Origin of the sequence: Kribbella sp. CCNWLW201, from assembly GCF_037203805.1 — a bacterium.
Lineage (GTDB): Bacteria > Actinomycetota > Actinomycetes > Propionibacteriales > Kribbellaceae > Kribbella.
Genome location: NZ_JBBCBQ010000010.1, coordinates 251,621 through 266,764, shown reverse-complemented (window position 1 = coordinate 266,764; position 15,144 = coordinate 251,621). Strand labels below are relative to the sequence as shown.

General features: G+C 64.2%; 11 protein-coding genes and 3 tRNA genes. 8 read left to right on the top strand and 6 right to left on the bottom strand.

What is annotated here, in order from left to right:
- The first annotated feature begins 25 nt into the window (after window positions 1-25).
- The 4 genes from V9K99_RS33885 (at window position 26) to V9K99_RS33870 (ending at window position 2,846) form a co-directional block, all read left to right on the top strand.
- Entirely contained in the window at window positions 26-568 is a 543-nt protein-coding gene (locus tag V9K99_RS33885; RefSeq protein ID WP_337323729.1) for a hypothetical protein, read from the top strand.
- A 300-nt stretch (window positions 569-868) separates the two neighbouring features.
- Window positions 869-1,774 carry a sigma-70 family RNA polymerase sigma factor gene (locus V9K99_RS33880; RefSeq protein WP_337336418.1) on the top strand — a complete coding sequence of 302 codons (906 nt, stop codon included), beginning with the start codon at window positions 869-871 and terminating at the stop codon, window positions 1,772-1,774.
- Between the two features lie 306 nt (window positions 1,775-2,080).
- Window positions 2,081-2,647: a hypothetical protein gene (locus V9K99_RS33875; protein ID WP_337323731.1), complete on the top strand. Its 567-nt coding sequence runs from the start codon at window positions 2,081-2,083 to the stop codon at window positions 2,645-2,647.
- Window positions 2,648-2,773: 126 nt separating this feature from the next.
- Window positions 2,774-2,846 (top strand) — tRNA-Asn (locus tag V9K99_RS33870).
- A 232-nt stretch (window positions 2,847-3,078) separates the two neighbouring features.
- Here V9K99_RS33870 and V9K99_RS33865 read toward each other — a convergent pair.
- Window positions 3,079-3,219, bottom strand: coding sequence for a hypothetical protein (locus V9K99_RS33865; protein ID WP_337323732.1), 141 nt, complete (start codon window positions 3,217-3,219; stop codon window positions 3,079-3,081).
- 129 nt (window positions 3,220-3,348) lie between these two features.
- On the opposite strand from V9K99_RS33865, the gene V9K99_RS33860 reads away from it, so the two are divergent.
- Together V9K99_RS33860 and V9K99_RS33855 are read left to right on the top strand one after the other, a co-directional pair.
- Window positions 3,349-3,422, top strand: a tRNA-Ile gene (locus tag V9K99_RS33860).
- A 142-nt stretch (window positions 3,423-3,564) separates the two neighbouring features.
- Complete coding sequence (locus tag V9K99_RS33855; RefSeq protein ID WP_337323733.1) at window positions 3,565-5,118, top strand: GntR family transcriptional regulator; 1,554 nt, start codon at window positions 3,565-3,567, stop codon at window positions 5,116-5,118.
- A 49-nt stretch (window positions 5,119-5,167) separates the two neighbouring features.
- Here the strand turns inward: V9K99_RS33855 and V9K99_RS33850 are convergent, their stop codons facing one another.
- From V9K99_RS33850 to V9K99_RS33840, 3 genes are all read right to left on the bottom strand, one after another.
- Window positions 5,168-5,620, bottom strand: a complete 453-nt coding sequence (locus V9K99_RS33850) for a hypothetical protein (RefSeq protein ID WP_337323734.1) — start codon at window positions 5,618-5,620, stop codon at window positions 5,168-5,170.
- Window positions 5,621-5,651: 31 nt separating this feature from the next.
- Entirely contained in the window at window positions 5,652-5,912 is a 261-nt protein-coding gene (locus V9K99_RS33845; protein ID WP_337323735.1) for a hypothetical protein, read from the bottom strand.
- A gap of 160 nt (window positions 5,913-6,072) precedes the next feature.
- Entirely contained in the window at window positions 6,073-9,282 is a 3,210-nt protein-coding gene (locus V9K99_RS33840) for an NACHT domain-containing protein (protein WP_443137111.1), read from the bottom strand.
- 604 nt (window positions 9,283-9,886) lie between these two features.
- Here V9K99_RS33840 and V9K99_RS33835 point away from each other — a divergent pair.
- Window positions 9,887-9,963, top strand: a tRNA-Arg gene (locus V9K99_RS33835).
- A 677-nt stretch (window positions 9,964-10,640) separates the two neighbouring features.
- Here V9K99_RS33835 and V9K99_RS33830 read toward each other — a convergent pair.
- A complete protein-coding gene (locus V9K99_RS33830) occupies window positions 10,641-10,856 on the bottom strand; it encodes a hypothetical protein (RefSeq protein ID WP_337323737.1) in 216 nt (71 codons plus the stop codon).
- Window positions 10,857-10,912: 56 nt separating this feature from the next.
- The gene (locus tag V9K99_RS33825; RefSeq protein ID WP_337323738.1) at window positions 10,913-11,095 is read right to left on the bottom strand and encodes a hypothetical protein; all 183 of its coding nucleotides are present in this window, start codon (window positions 11,093-11,095) and stop codon (window positions 10,913-10,915) included.
- A gap of 88 nt (window positions 11,096-11,183) precedes the next feature.
- Here V9K99_RS33825 and V9K99_RS33820 point away from each other — a divergent pair, with 88 nt between their 5' ends.
- Window positions 11,184-14,813, top strand: a complete 3,630-nt coding sequence (locus V9K99_RS33820) for a hypothetical protein (protein ID WP_337323739.1) — start codon at window positions 11,184-11,186, stop codon at window positions 14,811-14,813.
- Window positions 14,814-15,144 lie beyond the last annotated feature (331 nt).

Below are 15,144 nucleotides of genomic sequence, written 5' to 3'. Positions count from 1 at the left end.
AACCGACACCCTGGGGGTGCTGCCGGTGGATGCACCGGGCCGTTTCGTCGTCCGTCCGCCGGCTGGCTCGTTGTTCGGAGGGCTGGCGATCGGTGGGTTCTTCGCCGGGCTGGGCCTGTGGTTCGGCTCGCTCGCCCTCGACGACAGCACCACGGCTCCCTTCCTGCCGAGCATCCTCTCGCTGCTTCTGCTCGTCAGCGGAATACTGCTGGTCGCCCAGACGATCACCATGGTGGCTCGTCCGCTACTGCGCGCAGACCACCACGAACTCCGTCTCGGGAAACTGGCTCCGGTCCCTTGGCCAGACCTCCGCCAGGTGACCATCACCCGCATCGAGACCTGGATCAAACACACCCCCGACGCCGACGGGCGCTACCGCTACGTCCCGCAGCACGTCATCCGCCTGGAGCTCAACGACGGCGAGGTACGAGCGTGGACGACCCCCAACGCCGAGCCTCCCTGGACCGCCGACAACCTCGCACCCGGCCTCCGCCGCACGTCGCCAGCCACCCCCATCCACGTGGACCCGATAACCCAGTACCGAGGCGGCCCTCAGATCTCGAGTTGACGGGCCTGCTCACCTATCGCTTTGGCCACTCCAGCGGATCCGGCCCGTCGCCCTCGCCCCGGACCGGGCCTGCCCTACCCCGCCGCTAGCCACAATCTGCCCCGCCCGTCCCGTCGGTCAGCTTCCTGGCCAGCTCCACCCGCTGACCGTCCGTACCACCCCCGAGCACCGCGGCGGCGCATGATACTGCCCGGTCAAGCCCTGAAGCCCTTTATCCACAGAGCAGATCCGATGACGTGGGGTAGTTATCCACCGACGGAAAGTCAGTGCGTTCCGGCGGGCCAGATCACGGCACTCTCTATGACGAAGAGAGGGGAACGGATGGCCGAGCTGGACTGTGAACCCGCCGACGTGACCGCGCTGGTCGCCTACCTGCGCGATATCGGGAACCACGAACTACTGACTCTGGAGGAGGTCAACGAACACTCGTACTGGATCGAGGCCGGACTACTCGCGGCCGAACGGCTGGCCGGCGAGCCGGGTCGGCACGACCGCGCGGAGCTGCAGCAGGTGATCGCCCTCGGGAAGCATTCACGGCGGCGAATGATCGAGAGCAACCTGCGCCTGGTCGTATCGCTCGCCAAGCGCTACACCGGCAAGGGCATCTCATTGCTGGACCTGATCCAGGAGGGCAACATCGGGCTGATGCGTGCGGTCGAGCGGTTCGACCACCGCCTCGGCCACCGCTTCTCGACGTACGCGATCTGGTGGATCCGGCAGTCCATCGGGCGCGCGATCTCGGACCGCTCACGCCTGGTGCGGATGCCGGCCCAGGCATACACCGACGCCTGCCGCCTGGCAGCGATCCGCCACGACCTCACCCAACGCCTCGGCCGTGAGCCCTCCGTCCAAGAGCTCGCCAAGTCAGCCGGCCTCACTATCGCCCGAGTCGAACGCGCCCAAGCCTGGCGCATCCACCCCGAAACCCTCGACCTCGACGACTCCGAACCCCTGATCGACGACGACGCCGTCGTACTCCGCGCCGCCCTCCGCCGAGACATCGCCCACCACCTCCAGTTCCTGGACGACCTCCACGTCCAAGTAATCCACCACCGCTACGGCCTGAACGACCACACCCCCTCCACCCCCGAAGAAACCGCCACCGCCCTAAACCTCACCCCCGAAGAAGTCCGCACCCTAGAACGAGAAGCCCTCCGCCACCTCCGCCGCCGAGCCACCCACCACCTCCGCGACTACGCCGCCTAACCCCCACCCACAAGCCTCGACGCATCGGCACCAGCCACGTCCCTCACGCCACAACCACCCGCCCGGGCACCCACCGATCTCGCCCACCACTCATCCGCGCATGCGCTCACCAGGCACACACCCACCCGATCGCACCTCCGGCCCACGGCGTCCGCGGGCCTGACACAGCCGCGGCCACCACACCCGCTCGCCTAGCCCGCCCGCCCGCCCGCCGACCCAACCCCAACTGCTCCCCTCACACACCGTGGCGGCCGCGGCAGCGGCACCCCACCCGACGACCCTTGGCTCAACTGGAATGATGGGAGCGTGAGACTCAGGCGCACCACCTGGCCCCGCGAGCTGACCGAGTCAGTGAGCGCCACCTCGAGGCACGCCTCCGGCGGCAAGGAAAACATCCTCGCCGCGGTACAGCTGACCGACGGCCACTGGGTCGCCGGCACCCGCGCCGCCGTATACCTCCCCACCGACACCACAGACCCGACGGAATCCACCGACTCCACCGAGCCCATCCGCCGCGTCGGCTGGGAGCAGATCGAGCGCGCCGGCTGGGACTCCGAGGCCTCAGTGATGCACATCTACGAGACCACCGCGTTCGGCACCCCGCTCCGCGCCACCGAGCTCAAGGTCGACGACCCCGGCCGCTTCGGCCAGCTCCTCCGCGAACGCGTCGACGCCAGCATCGTCGTCCAGCGCCACGTCCCGCTGTCCGGCAAGCGCGGCGTACGCATCGTCGGCCGCCGCAACCCGGCCGACACCAACGCCCCGGTCGCCTGGAACTTCGTTCTGGACAAGGGATTGGAGCCCGACCAGCCCGGCGTCGTCGACGCCGCCGAAGCCGCCCTCAAGTCGGTCCGCGACGAGTTCGGCATCTAACCGGCAGCAGCCCTCAAAGCTGCCCCGGAAGCCAAGATCCCTGCCCTGGAATCCCGTTTTTGTAGTTCGACCCGCGCCTGCTAACCTACTCAGGTCCTCGGGGATCGGGGGCAAGATACACACCGATCCCGCGTAGCTCAATTGGCAGAGCAGCCGGCTGTTAACCGGCAGGTTACTGGTTCGAGTCCAGTCGCGGGAGCAACACGAAGCCGGTTTCCCTCCCAGGGACCGGCTTTCTTCATCCCAACCGCCGTACGACGTACGCCGTACCGCAGACCAAACAGCCCTCAACCGGTCACGGCTGAGGGCTGTTGAACGCACGGAAACCTCGACTGGCACACAACGTGACGAACTCTGACCCGTCGCGTGCAGGCGGTCAGCTACCAGACGACCTGCAGTCAGAGCCCACGACTGAAATCAGCTGCGGGTGCTCAGTGCTTGTCCTTGCGGCGGTCGATGGCGCGCTGAATGCGGTGCTGCGGCTGCCCCGTCAGCTTCGCCAACAGCGGGACGCGGTACTTGTACGCCGCAATCGCACCCACCACGAGCACGAGGAATATGAACCAGCCCATCAGACTTCCCTTCGTCGGGACCTGCCTCCATCATGCCCGGTCCCCGGTAACCACCCCTCAGTCAAACCCCTGACCCACCCCTGGTTTCCCCACCCACCCACCCACACCCGATACGATCTCTCCGCACACGGGGCGGTAGCTCAGCTGGTTAGAGCAGGGGACTCATAATCCCTGGGTCGCGGGTTCGAGTCCCGCCCGCCCTACTTCGTATCACCGCAGGTCACGGCCATATTCAGCCGTGACCTGAGGGCTGCATCGGGGAAGCCGCGGAAGCGGCAGCGTGGCAACATCACGCCGCTCCCATCCGGGGCGCTGCGAGTGCGGGTCTACGCTGGCCAAGACCCGGTGACGAAGAAGGACTTCTACCTCCAAGAGAGCGTGCCGCCTGGGCCGCGACAGGCCCAGGAAGCCGAGAAGCTCAGGACACGCTTCCTAAACCAGGTGGACGAAGGACGGAACCCAAAGACCCGCGCCAACGTCGACCAGCTCATCGAGAAGTACTTCGAGGTTGTCGACGTCGACGTCCAGACGCTGCGGGGATACCGCTCGAAGTACAAGAACCACATCAAGCCGCTTCTCGGAACAACCCCTCTGTCGAAGCTGGGCCAAATCGGTACTGGCGTCGAGATCCTCGATTCGTTCTACGCGGAACTCCGGCGCTGCCGTATTCACTGCGACGGCAAGAAGTCCATCCAGCACCGCACGACGCGCCCTCATCAGTGCGACGAGCACGAAGGCAACCGATGCCCTCGCAACAACCCACAGGGATGCCGACGCTGCCGCCGCATGTGTAAGCCGCACGTGTGCAAAGGCCTCGGCGACTCAACCATTCGCCAGATCCACTGGATTCTCAGCGGTGCCCTCGATCGCGCGGTGGTGTGGGGATGGATCTCGGTGAATCCCGCTGAGCATGCGAGCAAGCCGGGATTGCCCACGCCGGACCCGCACCCGCCGAGCGTTAACGAGGCCGTCCGCTTGCTCACAGGCGCTTGGGAAGAGGACGAGGACTGGGGTGCATTCCTGTCAACAAAGACAACGACCGGCAGCCGCCGCGGCGAGATGTGCGCGCTGCGGTGGAGCGATCGCACCCGCGAGGAGGGTGCCACGTCGGTACTCACTGTCCGACGCTCGATCTTCGTGAACGACGACGGCCAACTCGAAGAGAAGGACACCAAGACGCATCAACAGCGTCGGATCGTCATGGACCCCGAGCCCGACGCAGTTCTCGACGAACACGGAGCACGCTGCCGCCAGCGCGCCGCCGCGGGCGGCGTCCCATTCGACCCGAACGGGTACATCTTCTCGCCGGTGCCAGATGGAAGTCGGCCACTGCATCCTGACTCAGTCAGCAAACGCTATGCGCGGCTTGCGAAGCGTCTCGGGATCGACACCGAACTCAAGAACCTTCGCCATTACAACGCAACCGAGCTGATCATGGCGGGCTACAACGTTCGCTCTGCAGCTGGCCGCCTAGGCCACTCGGGCGGCGGCACCACGACGTTGCGCGTCTACACGGCCTGGTGGTCCGAAGCAGATCAACGCGCGGCAGGATCGACTCCCGTGCGCCTCCCCGCGCGTCCGGCGGCACGCGAAATCGAAGCTTCCAAGCCTGCCGTACCTGATGTCACCGACGAAGATCTCAAGCCATATGAGCGCATCGCCGCCGACCTTCGGGGAGCGATCGACGCCGGCATCCTCGCTCATGGCGATCCGCTGCCGCCAGAGAAGGCATTGGCCGCCCGCTACGGCGTCGCAGCCAGCACGGCCCACCGGGCGGTGGCACTACTCGTGGCGGCCGGCATCGTCACCGCGGCGAGAGGAAAACGCGCAACCGTTGCCGTTGGCTCCGATCCGGAGCCCGTGACCGTCTCCGAGCTGAGGGCAGCGAAAGCCCCCTAACACCGCAAGAGTTCGCCCGACGGCAGTCGCTGGCCTGATCGGTCACGCGCTATCCCACCATGCCGGTGCGGCAAAGGGTCTTCAGTTGCGTGAGTGAGAGCTCCTGAGTATGCGCAGCGGCCTTGCTGCTCACCCAGGCGAACACCTTCTCGTTCCTGCCCTGCGTGTGCGGTGGTTCAGTGGCCGATACGTCGTACCCGTCCGACTCGACAATTTGCTCGATTATCTCGCTGAGAGCCGCAGGCCCGCCGCCGCTGTACCCAGAGCTGTAGCCGCGGCCGCTGCGCTCCGGCAGGATGTGCAGAGTGCCATCCTCGGTGCGTAGCCACTCCACGCCGGCCTCGTGGTCGAGAATCAAGGTGCTCAGACGCTCAGTGCCTGCGAGCTGGAGCGGGGCGAAGGTGTGGTGAGTCCAATTCTCGATGTTGCCACTGACCGTCCGGTAGTGATGCGCGGCAACCGGTAGCCAGGTGATGGGGTCGCGGAGTGGCCGCCAGCACACGCAGCCGTCCCGTGCGATGGCGGAAGGCGAGTCAGGATCGTCGTAGACGCACGGGTCCCACAGGGCGCGCGTCCTTGCTACCGACTATGGCTACGTGGAGAGCGTCGGGATCGCATGGATCGAGTCGGTGGAGCCATTCCTTGGCGTATCGGCTCGGCGCAGCGTCGAAGCTCTTGCCGGCGTTGATCGCGGTTCCGGCGTCGGCTGGTGGTTCGACGTAGAGGACGAAATGCCAATAGCCGCGATCGTGCTCGTACGTCAGATGCAGGTCACGGTCGTGCTGGTATGCCATTGGAGCTCCCTCCCCCTTTGATAGCGATCCGCGGTGGCGTGCGCAGATGCCGTCTCAGCAGGTTACCGAACGTGACGCCGTCCCGCGCGCGGAGTGGCATGTCCGCCAGGCCGCCAGCGCATCCGGCCCTGTGGAAAACTCGGGCCGACCAGACGTGATGTCACCGCTCTTCAACAGCGCCGTAGCTCACGCCTCGCCGCAATTCTGTGAGAACTGTACTGAGCTCAGGGGACGGGTCGTGCGCGATCTTCTGATCGACGAGTGTCTCCATCTCGGCTCGCAGCTGCGGCCGGTCGCAGACCTCTGCGATCGGCAGCAAGCTCGACCCGAGGAAATCCGACGAAAGTCGGTGAAGATCAGCTCGAAGGGCCCGCAGGACTATCTCTAGATAAATCGGCACCACCCCTGACCTCTCGATCCTTGCGCAATTAGTCAAACATATCGAATACGCGTCTTCCAAATCCGACATTTCGCTCGCTGATGTCAGCGTAAGCAGCCTGACCAAATCACCAGCCACGCCCACTACTCGGCCCTCGCCGGCTCCGCGGAACAGGATCAGAAGCTGGGGGTCCAGACGTGCAAACTGCGCCGCCAGCTCACCTAGGATATCGGTCGTTTCATCAAGAAGGATTCGGTTGCTTTCGTTGATGACCTTAGCTCTCAACCCGAGCAAGATCAGGTCCGATGTCTCCACCTCCTTTATACCGAGGATCCACGTCAGGTCAGAATACTTATCAGCTACCGATTCAGCAGTGTAGGCCGCAGAGACCTCCAGGTCACGACCCCTCTTGTCGACCCAGATTCGGTCGACCTGCAGCATTCCGACGAAAGCCTCCCATGCTGCGGGCGCGGTGCAAGACTGCCACAGGCGAGTGAGTTGGCGCCAAGCCTGAACTGGATCTGACTCTTGGAGTAGCTCACTCACCCGGATTGGCTCATCTGCGAGAAGAGTGATGAGCATGAACAGGTTGACACTGTAGATGCCTAAGCGGCTGGTCGTTTGAAGGTCGACCGGCCGATATTCTCGGTAACCTCGGTTCGCACGATCGTACAATCCGCGTCGGAATATTCGCGGAAGTAACCGACGTAGCGCCACGCATTCACGCTCATCCAAACGTGAAAGGCATTGCCGAGTGAAATCTAGCGTCGCTGCTCGCGACGATAAGGGTTGAAACGATAGCAATGCGAATATCAAGCCGTCGTCAGGAAGCGCGGATGGATTCCAAGCAGATGACTTCTCAGCCGCTCCCGCCAGATCTTTCAATCCACGTATCACGAAACGTGCGGTCAGATACTCACCGAAGGTGGCATGCATGAACTCGTATGTTCGTCGCGGAACTACTCCAGATGTCTCGGACCTATGAATGAAGAAGAACCTGCCGACTGTGATGTCGGCTTCGGTCAGCCGCTCGTGAAAATCAGCCTCGTCGTCTGCGTCCAGCGCTGCTACCGGCAGCAAGTGGCTCATATCTGCATTCAGATCCTCAGTAGCCACCCATTGTTGTCCCCGATTGAACATCGAAGCCGCAGTGACGGATAGACGCTGCAGGTTCCGTTCAATTGCACCTGGCAACGCGTCGTCCGAAAGTTCGCGGCCACGTTCTTTCGAATGAACCTCCCGCCGAACGAATCGCGACAGCAACTTCTCATAGAGATCTGCACTGTCGAAATTCCCCTCCTCTCGGACCAGCGAATTGTTGTCCGCATCATAGAGTGCGAGCATCAGCAAAAGCAGCGGCTGCTCTGAGAGTGACGGATATTTCATTGCAACATTCGTAGGCAGCGGTTGCAGTTTCTCGCGCGCGAAGAACGTACGATTAGTGTCGTTCCAGACGCGAAGCCACTGCTCGACTTGCGACTCGTCGAACGGATCGAGCCTGATAGCGACGCTCCCAATCGGGAAGCGCGACCGCCCAGCCACGATCGTCCGACTTGTAATAACAACCGCGGTCGGCCGCCCAAGCGCAGATTCTCGGGCCTGAAATTCCTGTATAAGCTCCAGATAGTCGGATCGATTCACCCGCGTGCTCTGCAGAAGTTCATCAAATCCGTCGAGGAGGACAACGCGAGGAGCCCTCGGCGCATCACCGACGAAGCTTGGCCAAGAGATATCCCGACCCGTACTCCGCAGAATCCCTTGCTCGATTTGAGTCTGAATTGGAGAGTTCGGAGCGACATGGCGGAGTTCGACACGTACAGCAACAAACCCTGCCTCGGAGAGACGGGCGTGCAGCACCTTAGTGAGAAGCGATTTGCCGGCGCCCGGTGGTCCGAGGATTACGAGCGGGGCGTCGAAGGCCTCCGGCCGGATAAGTTGTCCCGCGATCGCACTTTGTACATCGGTCGCGCGTAGCAGACCGTTCCACCAATGGTCCTCTCCAGGCCGCGCCCGCTCATCAATCTCAGCTATCCTGCCGCTGGGATTGATGTAGCCGTCCTTGAGCCGTGGAAATTCCAATTGTGGGTGCGTATCGAGCGAGGCCCGGTCCACGAGAGGCCAATCGAGTTCTTGCCGAGCTATGATAGCGAGATCGGACTGCGCATATCCGCGATCGCCGGTGGCGGTCAGTGCGAGCATACGCTCCATCCCGGCAAGACCGGTGTGGATATCGTCGACGACAGAATAGAGTTTCGAGAGACGTTGTGAGACGTCATCGCGAAGTTCATGCACTGAATTTCGAGTGGCTTGATGATCTACCAGACTCGCCCAAAGAAAGAATTCAGGATTGTCGGCCGCAAGTCGACGGAATCCCTCGTCGTATCGATCCAGGGCGACAGGTGCGGCATCCACAGTCAACGCCGAATCGAGCCGTGCAACCTGCGTGTCGTTCAGTCGATCCCTGACATTCAGCCCTTCGATCAGAGCGAGGAGCCGCTCCGACATCCTCGTAAAGAACCCCAGCAGTTCAAACCGAGTATCTTCATAGGGGGTCGCCGGACTTGGCATTGGCACCCCCGCTGACGTCAGCATGTCCAGCATCTCTGCCTGAGCTGGAATCGACGGGCGTCCGGCTAGGGAAATCTGGTCACCCATGGTGAGCTTCAATTCTTTCATGTCGACCGGGAGATCCAGGCTGCTCACTGCCTCGAAGTATGCATTGATGACGATCACGGTATGTGCGGCGGTGAGTTTCTCCGACCTACTGGTCGCTGGCTCGTCTCGGAATCGTCCGCGCAGCGAACTGACAACTTCGCGGACCACGCGCATCGCCTCGGAACGCACGTCGAAGAGGGCCAGTACCGCCGGGTTGCCAGTCGCCGCCGCACCGAGCAGCACGCCAGCGGAGGCCAGATCGAGCACCTTTAGGAGCTTGCTTTCCCCGCCTTCAAGCACCCGTATGGCGTCTCTATAGGACAACCCGTGCCGCATCTGTAGGCGTTCCCGTTGCGTTGACTCGATCGCTGCCTCCCAGACTGCGTCGGCAGCACCCACTACTTAAGAGCACCAAAGCTCGAGTGTGATACGTGTGCAGCTGCAAGCCGATGCTCGGCCAACCGGTGCTTGTCCAACATCGAAACCGACTACCGAGCTCGCTGGGGTGTTCACCCAGGCCCTCGTTGTTCTCTGCGCTCTGCGGCCGGCTCAGGGTGGGCCGCACCCTGGCTTCGTTGTCTCTCGGCTGTCAGCCAGCGGGTCAGGGGCTCCGTTGCCCTCGTAGACGCAACCCGCCCGGAGGACTGCCCAGCTTTCGCTGGGCGCGATTAGCGGCGCGAGCCAGTCATGCCGACTCGCGGAGTGGCTTGGAGGTCGGGTCGTGGTCACCGTGCGATCGAGTGGCCTGTCGGGCACCGACCACCGGGCACAACGTCGAATCCAGCAGCTTGTGCAGTACCACCCGTCTCGCACACCGCAGCTCGGCTGGGAACGGCATGGGAACGAAGAGTCGTCGATTCAAGTCAACCGGAGTCGAAGGCGCTCGAACTGGTGATGCCTCACGCAGTTCCCGGCCGGAGATCCAGGGGCGTTCCACTACGCCTGGAGGGACCGGTGTCGACGGAGTCCCTCGGTTTCCTAAACCGTGCGTCGCAGGTTCGAATCCTGCCGGGGGCACAAGGCATATGAGCAGGTCAGAAGCGGATTGAGTTGAGCTCTCACTTTGATCTTCACTCCGTCGTGGGGCCACACGTGGTGCGAACTGTCGTTAGGCCGAGTCAAACCGAGCCGTTAGAGCAGGTTCGGATAACCTTCGCCACACCACGAGGCCGCCCGCCTCGTCACGTGCCAGTATTAGGGTGGTGAGCCAAGCGGTCCTGGGTGAGGGGCCGCTTGCAGAACGCTGACTCGCGAATCTGAAGACCGGTTCGTGATGGCCGTCATGCCCCAGGCCGCGGGCGGCGGCCGGGTCTGCTCGGTCAGCGCGGGCGTGCCAGACGTGGCCGGCAGTTAGCGGTCCAGGCACATCGCTTCTGCTCCCGTCCTTCACAGCGACACAGGGCGAACCGGCTGATCTGGTCGGTGGCCAGAGCGACGACGATAGGTCGAAGATCGTCTTCGTCCACGGGTGCCCAGGATCGTTCAGGTGGGTGCGGACCCCGTCCGAGGATGCCTAGGCGGCCCCGAGGCAGAGCCCGTCTAACGGATCTGTCCGGCCTCGTCGAGCATGATGTAGAGGCCCGGGATCGTCTCGGCGATCTCAGTGATCGCGCTCCACCACGTCGGTCCGCTTGACCACTTTCCGACGGCTGCAGCCAGGCGGTCGCGGTCCCCCCGGCGTGAGCACGCGGTGCTCACGGTCCCTTGCCGTACTGCAGGTCGTCGGCCCCGCGGGCCATCAGCTTGCGCCCGATCTTGATGACGTCGTCGACGGTGTCACTGCGGATCTCGGTGATCGGCGCCTCGGTGGGCTCCGAAGAACTCCCACAACGCTGCGGCGAAGACGTCTCATCCGCCGAATGGCTGCAACGCGTCGTCCGCCTCCAGCGTGGTCCGCCGATGCGGCTCACGAGCCGGCAGTCGCATCTGTTTGGATCGTCAGCGGTGAGCTGGCCGTTGTGCCCACCTAGGTCTGGTCCGGGCGATCGGTGCTGGTGCCGCGCGTCAGGAGAGCGAGGACCTGCAAGGCGGCGAGTCGCTGCTCTTGGTCGGTGGTGGCGAGGGCGGTGATCGCGCTGATGGCGATGGTTCCTGCGTACAGGAGGCCGGCTGCGCCGGCGGTGTGGGTGAGGAGCTGGAGTGTCGTCATGGGCAGAAGCTGACGCTGTGGCGGTGCTGTTCGGCAGCGGGTAGTTTCGCGGGAGGCGGAAACGCGCAGTTCAGAGCCGGGATTCGGCTTGTTCGGCCGGATTCGGTTCGAACGGCAGAACGGGGTCGGGGAGGGGCAGTCATTGGCTGGTGAGGTCTTCGAGGACGAGCTGCGGCGGCTCCGGGACGCTTCTGGGCTGTCGCTGAGCCAGATGATCGAGTGGGGTGAGGATCAGATCCCGAAGCTCGGACTGGCCAGGTCGACGTTGAGCAACTGGTTCACGGGCAAGAGCTCCGGGTCTGACCAGAAGTTGAAGGCTCTGTACAGGCTGATTGGCTACCTGGAGGCGATGGCGCGGCGTCGGGATCCGAACCACGAGTTCCATACCCTCGAGTGGTGGCGGGAACTGCGCGAAGGCCGGGCCACGACTTCCCAGAAGCCCGGTCGCGTGGCGCTTGGAAAGGTCGTCGGAGATCTCCCCGACGACGCTGCGCAGCTGTACGAGGTCCGCCGGTCAATCCAGACAGGGCAACCCGGTGCACCGGTTCTGCCTCCGTACATCAAGCGCGCCCACGACGAGGAGCTCCGCGGCGTGCTGGCCGCGGCGGACTCGGGAAGTCAGATGGTGATGCTGGTCGGGGGGGCAGCGACCGGGAAGACGCGAGCTTGCTGGGAGGCAATCCGGGCAGTGCTGCCCGGCTGGAAGATGTGGCACCCGCTCAACCCTGACCGGCCCGAGGCCGTGCTGAAGGAGCTGGCCGCCGGTCGGGTTGAGCCACGCACGGTGATCTGGCTCAACGAGGCCCAGCTCTACCTGATGCCGACAGAAACGGGAGGCCGTGTTGCGTCGGTTCTCCAAGAGCTGCGCCAGATCAGCAGCGGTCCGCTCGTGGTTTTGGGATCCATGTGGCCGCGCTACTGGGAAGAGCTGACTGACAGCCAGTCCACTCAGCACGCCGCAGCTCGGGAGCTTCTGGCTGGCTGCCGCGAAATCCCGGTACAGCCTGACTTCACTGCCGCCGAGTTGGCTGCCGCGCAGGTGGAAATCGCCGGTGACGACCGGCTGCGTGCCGCAGTAGCGGCTCCGGACACCGGCATCACTCAGTATCTGGCTGGCGGGCCGGAACTGATCGATCGGTACACACTGGCTGATGAGTTCTGCAAGGCGATCGTGCATGCGGCACTCGACGCGAAACGCTTGGGTCAGTGGTTGTTTCTCTCAGCTGAGTTCCTGCGCGAAGGCGCTCTGGGATACCTAGATGCAAGCGCGCTCGGCAAGACGGACGAGGCAGGAGAGTGGTTCAAGCGGGCCATGAAGACGCTCACAAAGGAATGTCACGGCGCTGACGGGATTCTTGCCCCCCGCAGATCCGTGGTCGCGGGTAGTCGGGCAAAGGGCTACAAGCTGGCTGACTACCTTGAGCAGCATCTGCGTCAACTTCGCCCCGCGGTCTATCCGCCCAGCTTGTTCTGGGATGCAGTGGGTGAAACCTGTAGTCAGCCGGCGCAGCTCGTCGCCTTCGCGCAAGCGGCCAGACGCCACGGCCGCCTGCGCAGGGCGGCGGCCCTTCTTGACCTGGCGGCCGCGTTGGGTAGCGCCTCGGCTCTGCGGGATCTCGTCGGCCTTCTTGATGCTGCCGGTGATGAGGAGGGTGCTGAGCGGCTGCTCGGCAGCCTTGTTGAGCGCGGCGACATCGACGCAGTACGAATACTGGTTCTGCGTCGGTCAATGACTGGCGACGACGCCATCCTTGATCGAATCGCTTATGAAGCCGCCGAACGCCTCGATGCGTACACACTTCGAGACCTGGGCGAAATGGTGCGCCGCGCCGGCGCCGATCGCGCTGCGGAGAGGTTCCTTCGGGGCGCTGCAGACCGTGGGGACAGTGACGCGCTATGGGCTCTGTTCGAGATGCGGAAACAGGCCGGTGATCCGGAAGGGGCCGAACGATTGCTCCACGAAGCGGCCGATCTCGGCAGTATCTCGGCGATTCTGCACCTTTACGGGCTGCGTATGGACGCTGGCGACTTTGAGGGTGCTGAGCTGCAAGCTCGGCGTGCTGCGGATCTGGGTGCCACCGATGCCCTCGGCAATCTCTCCACGCGACTTGAAAGCGCCGGAGACCTCGAGAGTAGTGATCGCCTTCTGCAGGAGGCCGCCGAGCGAGGCGACGCGGAAGCGCTCAACACTCTCTATCGGCGTCGCATGGACGCTGATGACCAGGAGGGCGCCGAACGACTCGCCCGCCGGGCCGCAGACCTGGGCCACACCGACGCGCTGGGAGATCTCGTCCAAAGGTGGGACGCCGCCGGCCATCACGATCGCGCCGAACGTCTCGCGCGGAAGGCGGCCCGTCACGGCGACACCTATCCACTGGCTGTCCTCGCTGAACGTCGCCAGGACTCTACGAGCTCCGAGCGACTCGCTCACGAAGCAGCCGACCACGGTGACACCAATGTCCTAATGCATCTCGCCTGGAAGCAACGCAAGGCGGGAGAGCACGAATCCGCTGACCGGCTCCTGCGTGAAGCCGCCCTCCGGGGTGAGATCCGCGCGCTCTGGGAGCTAGCGGAACGCGCCGGCAAAACTTCGATTCCAGCGTCAACTGGCCCGGTGACGATGCAAGACCTCGTGCATCTGCTGGTTGAGCTTGGCGATTCAGAGTCCGCCGAACAACTTGCCCGCGAAGCCGCTGGCCGCGGTGACAATGAGCCGCTCAACCTGCTTGCCGTGCTCCAATACAACAAGGGTCGTCACGCGGTGTCCGAACAGCTTGCCCGCGAAGCCGCGGGCCACGGCAACGTCTCCGTTCTTCGTAACCTCGCGCTGCGCCGCGACGCTGCCGGTGACTCTGATGGCGCCGAGCGTCTTCTCCGTGCGGCCGCCGATCACGGTGACACGGAAGCGCTCCGCGACCTCGCGGATCGCCACGATGCCGCGCGGGACCATGGAGGTGCTGAGCGCCTGCTCCGAGAGGCCGCCGCGCTTGATGATGTTCGTGCACTGCGCCAGCTTGTTCAGCGCTTGGACGAGTCCGGCGATCGGCAAGGCGCCGAACTGTTGCTCAGTGAAACCGCGGAGCGGGGTAACACCTACGCGATCCATGATCTCGCGCGGCGGCGCGATGCAGGCGGTGATGCTCAGATGGCTGAGCAGCTTGCTAGCGATGCCGCGCGCCTAAGCGATACCAGCGTGCTCCGAACACTCGCCTGGCGGCGCGATGTCGCCGGCGACCGTGAAGGTGGCGAGCGGCTCGCCAGTGCCGCCGCGCACTTCGGTGATTTCGCGCCCCTACGAGATCTGGTGCGCCGCCGGGCCGCAGCTGGGGATCTCGAGGCTGCCGAACGGCTTGCCCGGGACGCAGCACGCTACGGAGACACCTACGCACTTCGCGACCACGCCTGGCGTCGCTACGACGCCGGTGACCTTGCCGATGCAGAGCGGCTGCTTGTGGCCGCAGCCGACCGCGGCGACACCGCGTCGCTGCGTGACCTTGCCCGCCGTCGGAGCGAGGCCGGCGACAACGACCATGCAGAGCGACTGCTGGTCTCCGCAGCCGACCGCGGCGACACCGCGTCGCTGCGTGACCTTGCCCGCCGTCGGAGCGAGGCCGGCGACCACGACCAAGGAGAACAACTGCTTCGATTCGGTTTGTCAGATGACGGCGGGTGTGCCCTGCCGTGGACCTTGGATTCGATCCGCCAGGCGCCGGAGTAGGATCCTTGGGACGAAGTCCGCCTTCTGGGGTGACGCCCGTCAGCGGGGGAAGCCGTAGGGCAGGCGTGGGTCATCAGGCTGGTGCCGTGCGGAGCTCGCGACATGCTTGCTCGTGCTCGGCGGTTAGCCGCTTGATCGAAGTCTGCATGTCAGCAATGTGGTGTTGGTCGGCGTCCGGTCGAACGTGGTCAGCTCAGCGACCTCGCGGCTCGACCGGGAGCGTCTTTCACGTGACCGACAGCTTTGGCCGCGCCGTAGCGCCCCATCGCGGTTGCCTGTAGGAATCGAACGGACGACCTTCTCATTACGAGGAGGAACGACAACGCCTCAT

Bases quoted from the DNA above. Each gene is read 5' to 3' on its own strand.
- V9K99_RS33845 (WP_337323735.1), bottom strand. From the start codon at position 5,912: ATGGCATACCAGCACGACCGTGACCTGCATCTGACGTACGAGCACGAT.
- V9K99_RS33825 (WP_337323738.1), bottom strand. From the start codon at position 11,095: ATGACGACACTCCAGCTCCTCACCCACACCGCCGGCGCAGCCGGCCTC.
- V9K99_RS33865 (WP_337323732.1), bottom strand. From the start codon at position 3,219: ATGGGCTGGTTCATATTCCTCGTGCTCGTGGTGGGTGCGATTGCGGCG.
- V9K99_RS33880 (WP_337336418.1), top strand. From the start codon at position 869: ATGACGAAGAGAGGGGAACGGATGGCCGAGCTGGACTGTGAACCCGCC.
- V9K99_RS33840 (WP_443137111.1), bottom strand. From the start codon at position 9,282: ATGCGGCACGGGTTGTCCTATAGAGACGCCATACGGGTGCTTGAAGGC.